The following is a 14,093-nucleotide window of genomic DNA, read 5'->3' on the forward strand; positions in this document are numbered from 1 at the left end:
TCCGGCTTTCGAAATGTGAAAGGAGAGGCCTTTTGTCCATCCTGAAGATCGCGCGTCTCGGCCACCCCGTTCTATTGCAGGCCGCGACCCCCGTGTCCGAACCCGCCGATCCGCAACTGCATCGTCTGGTGCGCGACATGGTCGAGACACTCGACGACGCGGGCGGCGTCGGCCTCGCCGCACCGCAGGTCCACGTCCCGTCGCGCGTCATCATCTACCTCGTGCCGGCGAGCCGCATGGGTGATGCCGACCTGGAAGAGGTGCCGTTGACGGCCGTCCTGAACCCGATCCTCGAGCCGCTCGGTGAAGAGCGGGAACTGGGATGGGAAGGCTGCCTCTCGATCCCCGGCATGCGGGGCGCCGTGCCTCGTTGGCGGCGCGTACGGCTGACGGGGCGGGCGCTGGACGGCAGCGAGATCGACCTGGTGGCGGAGGGCTTCCACGCCCGCGTCCTGCAGCACGAGGTCGACCACCTGGACGGCATTCTCTACCCCATGCGGATGAACGACCTGTCCCTGTTCGCGTATAATGAGGAGTGGCAGCGCTATATGGCCGAAGCCGACCTGCGGGGGCGGCACATCGAGGAGACGGGCGAATGAGCGACACGGTCTTCGATCCAGAGATCGAGGCGATGCGCGAAGAACTGGTGGCGGCGACGCTGCCGCACGTTCCGTTCGACGGGTGGACGATGGCCGCGCTGCGGGCCGGAGCCCGGGATGCCGGAATGGACCCGGCCGACGTGATGCGCGCCTTTCCCGGCGGGCCGGCCGAGGCGGTTGCCTGTCATTCGCAGAGTGCCGACCGACGGATGGTCGACGAACTCGGCCGACGCGACCTCGCGCTCATGAAGGTGCGCGAGAAGGTGGCGGCAGCGGTCATGATCCGCCTGGAGCAGAATGCCGCGGACCGCGAGGCGATCCGGCGCGGTCTCTCGCTTCTCTCGCTGCCGCAGAACGCTCCGCTCGCGGCCCGGCTGCTCTACCGCACCGTCGACGCGATCTGGTATGCCTGCGGCGACACCGCGACCGACTACAACTACTACACCAAGCGCGGCCTGCTCGCCGGCGTCTATGCGGCGACGCTGCTCTACTGGCTCGACGATGCCTCTGAGGACTTCGCCGATACGCGGGGTTTCCTCGACCGGCGCATCGCCGGGATCATGAAGATCCCCCAGGCGCAGGCCGGGCTTTCCCGCCTGATGGGCCGTCTTCCGAACCCGATGCGCTATCGCCCCAGCCGCATCTTCCGCGACGTCGGACGCGCGCGCTACCGCTGAACGGGCGGTCCTTCCGGTGCAGCGGCCGCGGTTCGCTGCACCGCGGGGCCCCACGCCGTTTCCCAGTCCTGGCCCATGAAGTCGACGACGCTGCCGTCGGCCTCGAAGAACTTGTTCGGCGCGGTGAAGACCGCGAGCATTACCGCGCCCTCCGGTGCCCAGGCCTCATGGCGGCTGCCGGCCGGCCGCCAGACGAAGCTTCCCGCCTGCGCCTCGCCGTCCGGATCCACCAGTCGACCCTCGATGACCCAGGTCTGCTCGATCAGCACGTGCTCGTGATCGGGCAGTCTGGCGCCGGGAGCCATGCGCATCAGCACGGTCAACAGGCCCGAGGCCCGGTCGACGAGCAGGGTCTTTGTCTCGACCCCAGGGAAGCGGCTCGGCTCCCAGGCCATGCCCGCGACGTCGACGAATCGCGATTGCAGCGGCGGCAGGTCGCCCTGGCCTACGGCTGAAGGCGTGACAGCAGTCGTCATCGCAGATGCCCTCCCTCGCTCATTTCCGGTAAGCCGATGATGCAGCATTGCGGGTCGGCTGCCGAGGGCCGGCCGCGGGTCTCTCGATTCCGGCTGGAAGCCGCAGAAACACTCGCCATACATGCACCCAATGTCCGGACCGGCGGTTGACATGCCGCGCGGCCAAAACCTACTCTCGCCCGGCGTTCGGCTCGGCCTCCTGGTCAGGTCGCGCATCCGCAGGTTTTAGGGAGGAGGGCCGTCGCCCCTCCCGGCTGGGCGAGCGCCGTAGCGATCCGGGAGTCCGGTGACGCGCGGATCCGCCGACCCCAGTCGAAAATTCGGGAAACGACCGCCCCGGCCGCTGGAAGCGTGGCAGGATCGGTTCTGATAAGGGTGCGGGAAAACCCCGCCACGGAGGAGGCTATGACCACGGAAGCCCGGTCGGTCGACCGGATGAGTGTCGAGGAAGAACTCGAGAAGGCCGAAGCGTCGGAACTGGCGCGCTACCGCGTGATCGGCGGCTTCTGGGCGGCGGTCTTCGCCGCTATGGTCGCCGCGGCCGTGATCCTGGCCGTCAACCAGATGTTCAATCTCGGTTTCTTCGTCGGCTTCGTTCTGATCGACAACCGCTATCTCTACCTGATGGTGGGCCTGCTGTTCCCGCTGGTCTTCCTGGTGTTTCCACCGTTCAAGGGATCGCCGCTCGACCGCGTCCCCTGGTACGACGCCTTTCTCGCCGTGCTGACCTTCGTCGTCGCGATGTATTTCGTCTGGAATTCCAACGCGATCCTGGACGAGGCATGGGAGTATGTGGCCCCTGAGACGGCGGTCTATGTCAGCCTCCTCATGTGGGCCCTGCTGATCGAGATCGGGCGGCGGACCGGCGGCATCGCGATCTTCATCATCACGATCGTGATCTCGCTGTTCCCGACCTATGCCGACATGGTCCCGAACATCATCTCCGGCGTGCCGCAGACGCTGGGCGATACGGCAGCCTTCCACATGATGAGCGTCGAGAGCCTGCTCGGCATTCCGATGCGCGCCTTCGGCACGCTGGTCTTCGGCTTCCTCATCTTCGGTGCCGCCCTGCAGTACACCGGCGCCGGCGCCTTCTTCATCAATTTCGCCTTCGCGCTCCTCGGCCATGTCCGCGGCGGCCCGGCGAAGGTCGCGATCTTCGCTTCCGGCCTGATGGGCTCGATGAGCGGCAGCGTCGTGACCAACGTCATCACCACCGGCGCCATGTCGATCCCGGCGATGAAGCGGATCGGCTTCCGCAGCACCTACGCGGCCGGCGTCGAGGCCTGCGCATCCACGGGCGGCACGCTGATGCCGCCGATCATGGGTGCCACCGCCTTCGTCATGGCCTCGTTCCTGAACGTGCCCTACGTCGAGGTGGTCATCGCGGCGGTCATCCCGTCGCTGCTCTACTATTTCGGTCTGTTCATGCAGATCGACTCCTACTCCGGCCGCCACGACATGAAAGGCCTGCCACGGCACGAACTGCCGTCGGTCATGCAGACCATCAAGGAGGGCTGGTACTACATCTTCGTCTTCGCGCTGCTCTGCTATATGCTGCTGGTCATGCAGCGCGAGCAGACCGCGCCCTTCTACGCGACCGTCCTGCTGCTGGTGATCAACCAGTTCTCCGCCAAGCACCGGATGGACTGGACGAAGTTCAAGAAGTTCTTCCTCGGCCTGGGCATGCTCCTGGCCGAACTCGCCGGACTCCTGGGGGCCATCGGCCTGATCATCGGCTCCCTGTCGCTCACCGGCATGGCGGGCACGCTGACCAACGACCTCGTCTTCCTCGCCGGCGGCAACACGCTGCTCCTGCTGATCATGGGCGCCATCACCAGCTTCATCCTCGGCATCGGGATGACCGTGACCGCGGCCTACATCTTCCTCGCGGTCGTCCTGGCGCCCGCACTGATCCGCGCCGGCCTCGACCCGATGGGCGTGCACATGTTCATGCTCTACTGGGGCATGATCTCCTTCATCACTCCGCCCGTCGCGATCGGCGCCTTCGCCGCGGCGTCTCTGGCCAAGGCTCCGCCGATGGCCACGGGCATCGAGGCGATGCGGATCGGCATCGTGATCTACTTCGTCCCGTTTTTCTTCGTCTTCAATCCGGCGCTGCTGATGCAGGGCACGGTCTTCGAGGTGTTGCTCAACGGCGGCACCGCGATGGTCGGCATCGTGTTCCTCGCTGCGGCCATGCAGGGATACCTGCTGGTCGTGGGCAAACTCGGCGCCAACCCAATCTCGATGCTCGGGCGCGCGTGCATCTTCTTTGCCGGCCTGTTCATCATGGCGCCGGACGGCACGCTCGGTCACAGCTATCTGGAGTTGCTGGTCGCGGGCATCGTGCTGCTGATCCCCGGGATCCTGCTGGCGAAGGCCGGGCGCAAGCTCATGCCCGGCGTCCGGGTAAGGGCCTCCCAGAAGGCATGAATGCGGCGGGGCGGTACTGCCGCTCCGCTTACACAGCCGAAGCCGCCGAATGCCCGGGGCCGAGCCCCGGGCATTCGCATGTCTGGGCTTCGGGCACAAAAAGAGCGGCCGACGCTGTCTGCGCCGGCCGCTTTCGGCTTCACCCGATCGGGCCGGTCAACCGGCCCGCAGGATCACCATTCCTGCCAGATCGGATTGAGACCGGCCTGCTTCAGCGCCTCGTAGCGCACCTTCATCCAACCCTTGTCGAAGGCCTCGCCCTCGCCGCCGCCCGGCAGGTACGACGCCCAGGCGTCGTTGATGATCTTGTCGCGCGCCAGCAGCGTCTCGGCGTGCTTCTGGAGTTCCGGCGACCATTTGCCGACCTCCTTGTAATAGCGGATGGCGCCCTCGTGATACGGGATCACCCACTCCATCACCTGCTGTTCCAACCCCCAGCCGCTCGCCCCCGGCGCGCTGTCCTTGTAGTCGGGGTACAGGTCGAACATCGCCTTGGTCATGGCGTAGGTCTTGTCCGCGTCCTGCCAGTCGTAGGTGATCAGGATCGGATAAGGGTAGTCCGCCGCCTCGAACGGCTCCTTCAGGCCCGGCGCCTCGGAGCACATCTTCGGGTAGAACCAGGGGGCGACCTCCTTCATCCTCGCCCAGGCGGCCGCGTCGGAATGGGTGGCAGGCACATATTGGAAGCCGCGCGGCCCCGCGGCGATCTTCGTGGCGAAGCCCGAAGCGGTGTTGGTGATCGCCCCGTCCGTCGTGTTCTCGAGCACGGCGTCCATCGAAGCGCCGTAGCCGCCGAACTCCACGATCTTCACGTCCGACCAGTTCAAGCCGCCGAAGCGGAGATACGCATAGGTCAGGTTGTTGATCGCCGGCGAGCCCTTGATCTGGGCGACCCGCTTGCCCTTCAGGTCGGCGTAGCTCTTCATCTCGATGTCGCCGGCCATCATCAGCGTATTGCAGCTGCCTGAGTTGGACATGGAGAGCAGCCGGATCGCCTGCGGCCCCCATTCCTTCTGACCGAAGACGAAGGAACCCTCCAGCGCCTGATAGCCGCCGATGCCGAAGGCCGAGAAGTCGACCTTCTTGTCGCGCAGCGGCACGAGGCGCGAAACGTCGTTCTTGCCGGGCAACACCCGCAGGGTGACGTTCATCTTGTTCTTCAGGGCAGCGCCCACCGCGACCGACTGATTGTAACCCGCGGAACCGACGTCGTAGGCCGTCCAGGCCAGCGTCTTCGGCAGTTCCGCGGCACCGGCAGGCGCCGCGAGGGCCAGACCGGCAATGCCGGCGGCCAATCCCGTCAAAGACTTCATGCTCCTCCCTCCCATTCTGTCTTGCGGCTCGACCGCAAGCCCAACCCTCATTTCTCGATAGGGTGTGGAGGAAGTCTCGGCCTCCGCGCGGCGGGTCGTCAACCGGCCGGCACGCGGATCCCGGAACGGGCGCGGATCAGTCGGCGCCTCGAGCGGCGATCTCCGCGACGCGGCGCTCGATCTCCGCGGGATCGAGATGGCCGCGCTCGACCAGGTTGGCGCGGAAGGCGAGCAGCCATCGGTCGTAGTAGGCGAGACCTTCATACAGTGCCGCCGGGAGGTCCTCCTGGGCACGACGGCTCGCGTCCGAGGTCATCCTCGGATCGTGCCGCTGCATCAGCGTCTTCATCGCATCGATGCGTTTCTCGCGCGCGCCGAGCGGATGCTCCTCGCGGTCCACGGTGCCGGCCTCCAGCCCGCCGAAGTCGCTGACCAAGCGCATGTTCCGTCCCCTCAGCCGTTCCATCCCATGACGAGCCCGGCCGACGCCGGGCCTCTGGCGCCCGCGGGAAGCGCAGGTTGACGCCCCGCAGCACCCTCCCGTATGGTGCGCGATCTTCACGTTTGTCCGCGTCGGCGGACCCGATCGAATCGAGAAGTGCAGAAAGACCGTACAGGCAGCCCGGGTGCGCGTGCAATGGGACGAGTCGATGCAGCCCGCGTGCGCGTCGAACGCGCCGTTGAGCGTATCGAACGGGCGGTGGCAGGTCGCCGTTCCGGAGACGATGCGCCCTCCCGGGACCGCGCCGACGACGAGCAGCTTCGCGCGACGCTGGAAGCCGTGCGTGCCGAGCATGCCGCACTTCAAGACACGACCCGTACCGTGAGGACGCGCCTCGACCGCACGATTAGGCGCATCGAGGAGATCCTGGAGAGCTGAATGGCCGAAGTCGCCGTCACGATCAACGGCCGCGTCTACCAGATGGCCTGCGACGACGGTCAGGAGGAACATCTCCTGGCCCTTTCGCACAAGGTGGGCAGCCGTGTCGAGGAACTGGCCAACAGCGTCGGCCAGGTCGGTGACGCTCGCCTCCTCGTCATGACGAGCCTCCTGATCGCCGACGAACTGTCCGATCTCCGTGCCGAGATCGACGAGTTGCGGGCGGAGGCGGAACGTCAGATCGGGGAGTTGGAAGACCGCCTGGCCAGCCGCCTGGAAGCGCTCGCCAGCCGCCTGGAAAACGTTGCCGACGACATCGAGGCCCATTAGATATCGTGTCGGAGCTGCGCGGCGCGTCAGGTCGACGATCCCGGGGCCGATATCGATTCTCTCGGGAGCTATCACTGCGCGGATTCAGGTCCGTGTATACGGCGCCCACCTCATTCGTGGGGTCCCAGAGGCATCGAAAACGACCAACGGCCGTCGCGGCTCCTTAGCTTTCTGAGCGCTTCCGGGCGCTTTCTCCCCCGGAGTCCGGCATTTCCGATCTACTGAAACAGGCCAAGGCACGGATGCGCGGCGAGGCGATCTCTCGCCGCCGGTCCGCCTACCAGTCGAGCGAAGACGCGCCGCGCCGCCTGCTCGAACTGTTCGGATCCAGCGTGCCTGTCCCGGCGGCGGCCGCGGTGTCGGGCTTCTGGCCGATGGGCGAGGAAATCGACATCCGGCCCCTGATGCTCGCCCTGCACCGCGAAGGGCATCCCATCGGGCTGCCCGCAACCGGACCCCGCGGCACCGTTCTGCGCTTCCGGCGCTGGGATCCGGCGACCACGCTCGTCAGCGGCGTCTTCGGCACCCGCGAACCGCCCGCCGACGCTCCGGAGATCGTCCCGCGGGTGCTGCTCGTCCCGCTGCTCGCCTTCGACGACGCCGGCTGCCGTCTCGGCTATGGTGGCGGCTACTACGACAGGACCCTCGCAGCGCTGCGCGCAGGCGGACCGGTGACCGCCGTCGGCGTCGCCTTCGCCGCGCAGCGGGTGGAAGCCGTCCCGCACGACATTCACGACCAGCCGCTCGACTGGATCGTCACCGAAGAGGCGGCGTTGCACGTCGCGCCCGAACCGCAGCGACGGAAACCGACATGAAGATCCTGTTCCTCGGCGACGTCGTCGGCCGTTCGGGCCGCGATGCGGTCTGCGCGCGCCTGCCGGTGATCCGCGAACGTCTCGGGATCGACTTTGCCATCGTCAACGGCGAGAACGCCGCGCACGGTTTCGGCCTGACCGAGGCGATCTGCCGACAGTTCTATGAGGCCGGCGCCGACGTCGTGACCACCGGCAACCACACCTGGGACCAGCGCGAGATCATCGCCTATATCGGGAGCGACCCGCGCCTGCTGCGGCCGATAAACTTTCCGGCCGGCACCCCAGGCCGCGGCCTGACCGTGATGCAGACCCGGGCAGGCCACAAGGTCGTCGTGGTCAACGTCATGACGCGCCTGTTCATGGACCCGCTCGACGACCCGTTCGCGGCGATGGAGAAGGCGCTTGGCCCCTACCCGCTCGGCGGGTCGGTGCAGGCGATCGTCGTCGACGTGCACGGCGAGGCGACCAGCGAGAAGATGTCGATGGGTCATTTCCTCGACGGCCGCACCTCGCTCGTCGTCGGCACGCACAGCCACATCCCGACAGCCGACGCGCACGTGCTGGTCGGCGGCACCGCCTACATGACCGACGCCGGCATGTGCGGCGACTATGATTCCGTCATCGGCATGAAGAAGGCGCCGGCCGTCGCGCGCTTCGTGCGCAAGATGCCGGGCGAACGGCTCACGCCGGCCGACGGCGAGGCGACGGTCTGCGGCGTCGTGGTGGAGACGGACGACCGCACCGGCCTCGCCACGTCGTGCGCCGCGCTTCGCCTCGGCGGCCGCTTGGCGCCGGCCTGGCCGGGCGAGGGCGACGCGCCGGCCTGATGACGCGCCGCCGTTCCAGTCCCCGATCGCGCGGGACTACAGCTCTGCCCGCACCAGGGACGCACCCTCAACCATCGCCTTCAGCTTCCCGAACGCGACGCTGCGCGGCAGGTATTTCATTCCGCAATCCGGTGCCACGACGATGCGCGCGGCGTCGGCATGTTTGAGCGCGCCGCGAATCCTGTCGGCCACCATCTCCGGCGTCTCGACCGTCTGGTCGCCGAGGTCGAGCACCCCGTAGAGTACCTTCTTGTTGGGAAGGCTGCGCAGGACCGACGGGTCCAGCCGCGGCTGAGCCGCCTCGATCGAGATCGCGTCGGCGCGGCACGCGTCGAGCTGCGGCAGGTAGGAATAGCCGGCCGGCTTGTCCTTCACCGAGTGGGCATAGCCGAAGCAGAGATGCACCACGGTCGGCCCCTCGATCCCCTCGAGCGCGGCGTCGATCGCGGCGACCCCGTACTTCTCGGCATCCTCGGGATTCGCCTGCATGTAGGGCTCGTCGATCTGCAGCACGTCGGCGCCGGCCGCCTTCATCTCGCGCAGTTCGGCGTTGAGCGCGGCGGCATAGGCCATGATCAGCGCTTCCTGGTCGCCGTAATGCTCGTCCTTCGCCAGCCGCGCCATGGTGAAGGCGCCGGGGATGGTGATCTTGATCGGGCGATCCGTGTGCGCGCGCAGGAAGGCGACGTCGCGCACCTGCACCGGCCGGGTGCGCCGGATCGGGCCGACCACCCGCGGCACCTTGGTCGGCCGGCCGGTGCGGCTCGGGACCTCGGCCGGGTTATCGAGGTCGATGCCGTCGAGCGCGTTGGCGAAGAGGTTGAAATAGCTCTCGCGGCGCACCTCGCCGTCGCTGACGATGTCGATGCCGGCGCGCTCCTGGTCGTGCAGCGCGACGATGGTGGCGTCGTCCTGCGCCTCCTCCAGGCTGTCCTCGGCGGGGCGCCAGACCGTCTTCATCCGCACCCGCGGCGGTCCGCTGCCGAGCAGCACGTCGCGGTCGACCAGCCACCCCGCCTGCGGATAGCTGCCGACGAGGGTGGTGGGGAGGAGTTTGTCGATCATGAGGGCTTCCGATTCAGTCGGGCCGGCGATCGGGACAGGCTACGCCCGATACGATCGTGCGGCCACCGTAGCGGTACAAGACAGAGCGGCCGAAGAAGTAAGTCGTCGCTGGTAGCGCGGCGGCCTCGCCTGCTCAGTCCCCCGGCGCCACGCCACGCGCCTCGAACACCTCCTTCGCCACCCGCGCCGCGGTCATCGCGGTCGGCCAGCCGGAGTAGAAGGCGAGGTGCGTGATCGCCTCGATCAATTCCGCCGGCGTGACGCCGTTGTCGAGCGCACGACCCATGTGGCCGCGCATCTGCTCCTCGCGGCCCATCGCCATCAGGGCCGCCACGGTGATCAGGCTGCGGTCGCGCTTCGGCAGTTCCGGGCGCTCCCAGACGTCGCCGTAGATGACCTTCTCGGTCAGGTCGATCAGCTTCGGCGCCACGTCGCGCACCGCGTCGCGGCTCGCCGAAGTCGGGATCTTCGCCATCGTTTCCTCCAGTGATCGCGGCGGTTCAGCCCGCCTTCAATGCCCGTTCCAGGAAATCGAGCCGGTCCTGCCCCCAGAGCAGCAGGTCGCCGTAGACGTAGCTCGGGATGCCGAACACGTCGCGCGCCAGCGCCTCCTCGGTGTTCCGCTCGAACGCCTCGTGCACGCCGGGGTCGTCCGAGGCCTGCAGCAGGATGTCGCCCGGCAGGCCGTTCTCCTCGGCGATCGCCGCCAGCGTCTTCGGATCGTTGATGTTGCGGTCGTCGGCCCAGACGGCCTTCGGCAGGGCGAAGGCCAGCACGCCCGCATCGGCACCGAGCCGGCCGGCGGCGATGGTCAGGCGCGCCGCCCGATGCTGCGCCACCGGGTAGTAGCGCGGCTTCTCGCTCAGCGGCAGGTCGTAGAACGCCGCCCAGCGCTTCATCTCGGCCTTGCCGTACTTGCGGTGCGACTCCGAGCGCTCCGGCGGATCGTCATCGCCGATCAGCCGCAGCATCATCTCCTTGAGGTCGACCGGCTTGTAGCGGATCTCCGCCCCGGCCGCCTCGCAGATCGCCACCAGCCGCCGATGCGAGAGGTAGACCCAGGGTGAGTTGAGGCAGAAGTAATAGTCGACGGTCTTGCCCATGCGGCTCTCCCTTACGCCACTCTACCTCACGCCGGCAGGCGATACGGTTCCACGGTGCCGCTCATCGCCCGCTCCAGCAGGTCGAGCCGATCCTGGCCCCAGAACGGCTCGTCGCGATAGACGTAGAAGGGCGCCCCGAAGACCTCGCGCCGCTTCGCCTCTTCGGTGTTCGCGTCGAACCCGGCGACCGCCGCCTCGCCCTTCGCCGCCTCGAGCAGCGCCGCACCGTCCAGCCCGCACTCGGTCGCGATCGCCCGGGCCGTATCGGCGTCGGCGATGTCGCGCTCCTCGGCCCAAACGGCCTTCAGGAAGGCGCCGGCGAGCGTGTCGGCATCAAGCCCCTGGGACTGCGCCGCCACGGTCATCCGACCGGGCAGCGTCGCGTCGGCCGGGAAGAACTTTGGCTTTAGGTTCAGCGGCACGCCGCGGAAGTCCCGCCAGCGCTGCAGTTCGTACCAGCGATAGTTCTGGCGCTGGATCGGCCGCTTGCCGAGCGGCAGACCGCCGGAAACGGCAAAGACCGCACCCAGGTCGCAGGGCTTGTGGACGATCCGCACGCCGTGCCGGCGCGCGATCGCGACGAAGGGCGCGTGGCCCAGATACGTCCAGGGCGACACCAGGGTGTAGAAATAGTCGACGGTCTTCTCGGTCATCGTTCTGCGGATCCTTACTGCTGTTGGGCCTGCTGTTGCGCGACTTCCGCGTCGCGCAGGTCGCGGCGGCGTATCTTGCCGGTGGCGGTCATCGGCAAGTCGTCCACGAAGGCGATGGCGCGCGGATATTCGTGCGCCGCGAGCCGGGTCCGCACGAAGGCGCGGATCTCGTCCTCCAGCGTCGCGCTCGGCCGCTGCCCCTCGCGCAGCACCACGAAGGCCTTCACGATCTCGGTGCGCACGGGATCGGGAATGCCCACCGCCGCCGCCATCGCGACGGCCGGGTGGCGCATCAGGCACTCCTCGATCTCGCCGGGGCCGATGCGATAGCCGGAGCTGGTGATGATGTCGTCGCCGCGGCCGACGAAGCGGAAATTGCCCTCGGCATCGCGCACGCCGCTGTCGCCGGTCAGCAGCCAGTCGCCGGCGAACTTGGCCGCCGTCGCCTCGGGATTGTTCCAGTATTCCAGGAACATCACCGGGTCGGGCCGCCGCACCGCGATCTCGCCCGGCGTATCGGCAGGCAGTTCGTTGCCGTCCGCATCGACGATGGCGACCACGTGGCCCGGCACGGCGCGTCCGATCCAACCCGGCTTCGAGGGCATTAGGCCAGCGCAACTCGCCAGCACGAGGTTGCACTCGGTCTGGCCGTAGAACTCGTTGATCGTCAGGCCGAAAGCCTCACGGCCCCAGTCGAGCAGGTCGGCTCCCAGGCTCTCGCCGCCCGATCCGATGCTGCGCAGGGCATGCGCGTGCCGGCTCCGCGGGTCCGGGACCTGACGCATCATCTTCAGCGCCGTCGGCGGCAGGAAGGCATTGCGTACCCCGTGCGCCGCCATCAGCGCAAAGGCCTCTTCGGGGTCGAACTTGCCCGTGCGGCTGGCGAGCACGGGCACGCCGTGATGCAGCGCCGGCAGCAGGATGTCGAGCAGCCCGCCGGCCCAGGCCCAGTCCGCCGGCGTCCACATCAGGTCGCCGGGCTGCGGGAAGAACTCGTGCGGAAACTCCACGCCGGGCAGGTGCCCGCGCACGATCCGCTGCCCGTGCAGCGCCCCCTTCGGCGGCCCGGTCGTCCCGGACGTGTAGATCAGCAGGGCCGGATCGTCCGCCGCCGTATCGACCGGCACGAACGCATCGGATGCTCGCTCCAACGTCTCGTGGAACGAGGGCAGCCCGCCTGTGTCCCCGTCGGTAACGATCAGCGCCCGAAGGTCCGGCAGGCGGTCGCGGATGGCGAGCAGCTTGGGCAGGTTGGCCGCGTTGGTGACGGCCGCCCGCGCGCCGCTGTCGCGCAGTCGGTACTCCAGCGCATCCTCGCCGAACAGCCCGAACAGCGGCAGCGCGACCGCACCCAGCTTGTAGGCGGCCAAATGGCTCAGCGCCGTTTCGACCTGCTGGCCCAGGAGGATGCCGATCCGGTCGCCGCGCGCGACACCGTGCGCCTGCAGCACGTTGGCCAGCCTGTTCGACTGCCGCCTCAGCATGCCGAAGGTCCAGCGCCGCGCGCCGCCACCCGCTTCCGGCTCGATCAGCGCGACGCGGTCGGCCGCACCGCCCTCCGCGTGACGGTCGCAGCAGTCCACGGCGATGTTGCAGCGCGCCGGCACGTCCCATCGGAACGCCCGGCGCAGCTCATCGTAGCTGTTCGCGCGGGGCAGCATCGAATTCCTCCCGCCGGGAGGATAGAGCGAGACGGCGGACGCCGATAGCGGTGCATGGCGGCAGACCGCACGCCCCGGCCCACGGCACGCCGCGATGGCCGATGCGGCGGCCGCGTCACCCAATGGCCATGTCGCGTCAGCCGTTGCCCGCCTGCGTACGCCGCAGCACCTCGTCGGCGACCGCGAGCGAGGCGGTGAGCCCTGGCGATTCGATGCCGTAGAGATTGATCAGCCCCGGCACGCCGTGCGCGTCCCGGCCCTGCACCAGGAAGTCAGGCTGCGGCTCGCCCGGCCCATGGATCTTCGGCCGGATGCCGGCATAGGCCGGCTGCAGCGATCCGTCCTTCAGATCGGGGTAGTAGGCGCGGATCGCCGCGTAGAACTTCTCGGCCCGGCTGGGATCGACGTCGTAGTTCAGTTCGTCGACCCACTCGAGGTCCGGGCCGAACTTGCACTGGCCCCCGAGGTCGAGCGTCACGTGCACGCCGAGGACGGACGCCTCCGGCATGGGATAGACGAGGTGGGTAAAAGGCTGTTTGCCCAGGACAGAGAAGTAGTTGCCCTTGGCATAATAGGCTTTCGGGATCGTCTCCGGCGGAATGCCTTCGATCGACCGCGACAGGTCGGGCGCATGGAGGCTGGCGCTGTTCACGACGGTGCGGCAGAGCAGATCCATCGGATCGTCGCCGCCGACATGCAGCAGGACGCCCTCCCCCGTCACCTTTCCGCCGATCACCGGACTGTTGTAGGCGATCATCGCGCCGTGTTCCTCGGCGTCGCCCTGATAGGCCAGCATCAGCCCGTGGCTGTCGACGATGCCCGTCGACGGCGAGAGCAGCCCCGCCACGGCCCGCACGGCCGGTTCCATGCGTTCGACCGCCGCCTTGTCGAGCCATTCCAGGTCGGGCACGCCATTGGCGGCCGCGATCTGCTGCAGCGCCTTCAGCTTCGGGATCTCGCTCTCGGCGCTGGCCACCACGATCTTGCCGATACGCTTGTGCGGCACGCCATGCGCTGCGCAATAGTCGTAGAGCGCGTGCTTGCCCGCCACGCAGGCGCGCGCCTTGAAGCTGCCGGTCGGATAGTAGATGCCGGCATGGATGACCTCGCTGTTCCGCGAGCTCGTGCCGGTGCCGATCATGTCGGCGCTTTCCAGCAGGATCACCTCGCGCCCGGCCATCGCCAGGCGCCGCGCCACCGCCAGTCCGACGACGCCGGCGCCGATCACCACACAGTCGACCCTCTCGGCCATCCCTCT

Annotated in this window: 16 protein-coding genes and 1 other RNA gene; 8 read left to right on the top strand and 9 right to left on the bottom strand. The window is 68.1% G+C overall.

Annotated elements, in window-relative coordinates; genetic code table 11:
• Positions 1-32 precede the first annotated feature (32 nt).
• Both def and ABIE65_RS10865 read left to right on the top strand, forming a co-directional pair.
• Complete coding sequence (def, locus tag ABIE65_RS10860) at positions 33-599, top strand: peptide deformylase (protein WP_354077655.1); 567 nt, start codon at positions 33-35, stop codon at positions 597-599.
• Positions 596-1,276, top strand: coding sequence for a COQ9 family protein (locus tag ABIE65_RS10865; RefSeq protein ID WP_354077656.1), 681 nt, complete (start codon positions 596-598; stop codon positions 1,274-1,276). Before def ends, ABIE65_RS10865 begins: the two co-directional genes overlap by 4 nt.
• Here ABIE65_RS10865 and ABIE65_RS10870 read toward each other — a convergent pair.
• Positions 1,267-1,752 carry a cupin domain-containing protein gene (locus tag ABIE65_RS10870; RefSeq protein ID WP_354077657.1) on the bottom strand — a complete coding sequence of 162 codons (486 nt, stop codon included), beginning with the start codon at positions 1,750-1,752 and terminating at the stop codon, positions 1,267-1,269. The two genes, ABIE65_RS10865 and ABIE65_RS10870, sit on opposite strands and share 10 nt — an antisense overlap.
• 405 nt (positions 1,753-2,157) lie before the next feature.
• On the opposite strand from ABIE65_RS10870, the gene ABIE65_RS10875 reads away from it, so the two are divergent.
• Complete coding sequence (locus tag ABIE65_RS10875) at positions 2,158-4,188, top strand: TRAP transporter permease (protein WP_354077659.1); 2,031 nt, start codon at positions 2,158-2,160, stop codon at positions 4,186-4,188.
• A gap of 173 nt (positions 4,189-4,361) precedes the next feature.
• Here ABIE65_RS10875 and ABIE65_RS10880 read toward each other — a convergent pair whose 3' ends face one another.
• Positions 4,362-5,501 (bottom strand): TAXI family TRAP transporter solute-binding subunit, encoded by a 1,140-nt coding sequence (locus tag ABIE65_RS10880; protein WP_354077660.1) that lies wholly within the window; start codon positions 5,499-5,501, stop codon positions 4,362-4,364.
• A 136-nt stretch (positions 5,502-5,637) separates the two neighbouring features.
• Positions 5,638-5,943 (bottom strand): hypothetical protein, encoded by a 306-nt coding sequence (locus ABIE65_RS10885; protein WP_354077661.1) that lies wholly within the window; start codon positions 5,941-5,943, stop codon positions 5,638-5,640.
• 195 nt (positions 5,944-6,138) lie between these two features.
• Here ABIE65_RS10885 and ABIE65_RS10890 point away from each other — a divergent pair, with 195 nt between their 5' ends.
• The 5 genes from ABIE65_RS10890 (at position 6,139) to ABIE65_RS10910 (ending at position 8,353) form a co-directional block, all read left to right on the top strand.
• Positions 6,139-6,381 carry a hypothetical protein gene (locus ABIE65_RS10890; protein ID WP_354077662.1) on the top strand — a complete coding sequence of 81 codons (243 nt, stop codon included), beginning with the start codon at positions 6,139-6,141 and terminating at the stop codon, positions 6,379-6,381.
• Positions 6,382-6,711 (top strand): cell division protein ZapA, encoded by a 330-nt coding sequence (locus tag ABIE65_RS10895; RefSeq protein WP_354077663.1) that lies wholly within the window; start codon positions 6,382-6,384, stop codon positions 6,709-6,711. It begins immediately after the preceding gene.
• Between the two features lie 8 nt (positions 6,712-6,719).
• Positions 6,720-6,877, top strand: a non-coding RNA gene (ssrS, locus tag ABIE65_RS10900) — 6S RNA.
• Positions 6,878-6,953: 76 nt separating this feature from the next.
• Entirely contained in the window at positions 6,954-7,526 is a 573-nt protein-coding gene (locus ABIE65_RS10905; RefSeq protein WP_354077665.1) for a 5-formyltetrahydrofolate cyclo-ligase, read from the top strand.
• Positions 7,523-8,353 carry a TIGR00282 family metallophosphoesterase gene (locus ABIE65_RS10910; protein WP_354077666.1) on the top strand — a complete coding sequence of 277 codons (831 nt, stop codon included), beginning with the start codon at positions 7,523-7,525 and terminating at the stop codon, positions 8,351-8,353. The genes ABIE65_RS10905 and ABIE65_RS10910 overlap by 4 nt, the downstream gene beginning before the upstream one ends.
• 36 nt (positions 8,354-8,389) lie before the next feature.
• Here ABIE65_RS10910 and ABIE65_RS10915 read toward each other — a convergent pair whose 3' ends face one another.
• The 6 genes from ABIE65_RS10915 to ABIE65_RS10940 all read right to left on the bottom strand — a co-directional run bounded on the left by ABIE65_RS10915 (position 8,390) and on the right by ABIE65_RS10940 (position 14,087).
• Positions 8,390-9,418, bottom strand: a complete 1,029-nt coding sequence (locus tag ABIE65_RS10915) for a uroporphyrinogen decarboxylase family protein (protein WP_354077668.1) — start codon at positions 9,416-9,418, stop codon at positions 8,390-8,392.
• Positions 9,419-9,551: 133 nt separating this feature from the next.
• Positions 9,552-9,893, bottom strand: coding sequence for a carboxymuconolactone decarboxylase family protein (locus ABIE65_RS10920; protein WP_354077669.1), 342 nt, complete (start codon positions 9,891-9,893; stop codon positions 9,552-9,554).
• 25 nt (positions 9,894-9,918) lie between these two features.
• Positions 9,919-10,521, bottom strand: a complete 603-nt coding sequence (locus tag ABIE65_RS10925) for a 2-hydroxychromene-2-carboxylate isomerase (RefSeq protein ID WP_354077671.1) — start codon at positions 10,519-10,521, stop codon at positions 9,919-9,921.
• A gap of 26 nt (positions 10,522-10,547) precedes the next feature.
• The gene (locus ABIE65_RS10930) at positions 10,548-11,174 is read right to left on the bottom strand and encodes a 2-hydroxychromene-2-carboxylate isomerase (protein ID WP_354077672.1); all 627 of its coding nucleotides are present in this window, start codon (positions 11,172-11,174) and stop codon (positions 10,548-10,550) included.
• A 14-nt stretch (positions 11,175-11,188) separates the two neighbouring features.
• On the bottom strand, positions 11,189-12,835 hold the full coding sequence (locus ABIE65_RS10935; protein ID WP_354077673.1) for an acyl-CoA synthetase: 1,647 nt from the start codon (positions 12,833-12,835) through the stop codon (positions 11,189-11,191).
• A 136-nt stretch (positions 12,836-12,971) separates the two neighbouring features.
• The gene (locus tag ABIE65_RS10940; RefSeq protein ID WP_354077675.1) at positions 12,972-14,087 is read right to left on the bottom strand and encodes an NAD(P)/FAD-dependent oxidoreductase; all 1,116 of its coding nucleotides are present in this window, start codon (positions 14,085-14,087) and stop codon (positions 12,972-12,974) included.
• Between the last annotated feature and the right edge of the window lie 6 nt (positions 14,088-14,093).

Origin of the sequence: Constrictibacter sp. MBR-5 (assembly GCF_040549485.1) — a bacterium.
Taxonomy (GTDB): domain Bacteria; phylum Pseudomonadota; class Alphaproteobacteria; order JAJUGE01; family JAJUGE01; genus Constrictibacter.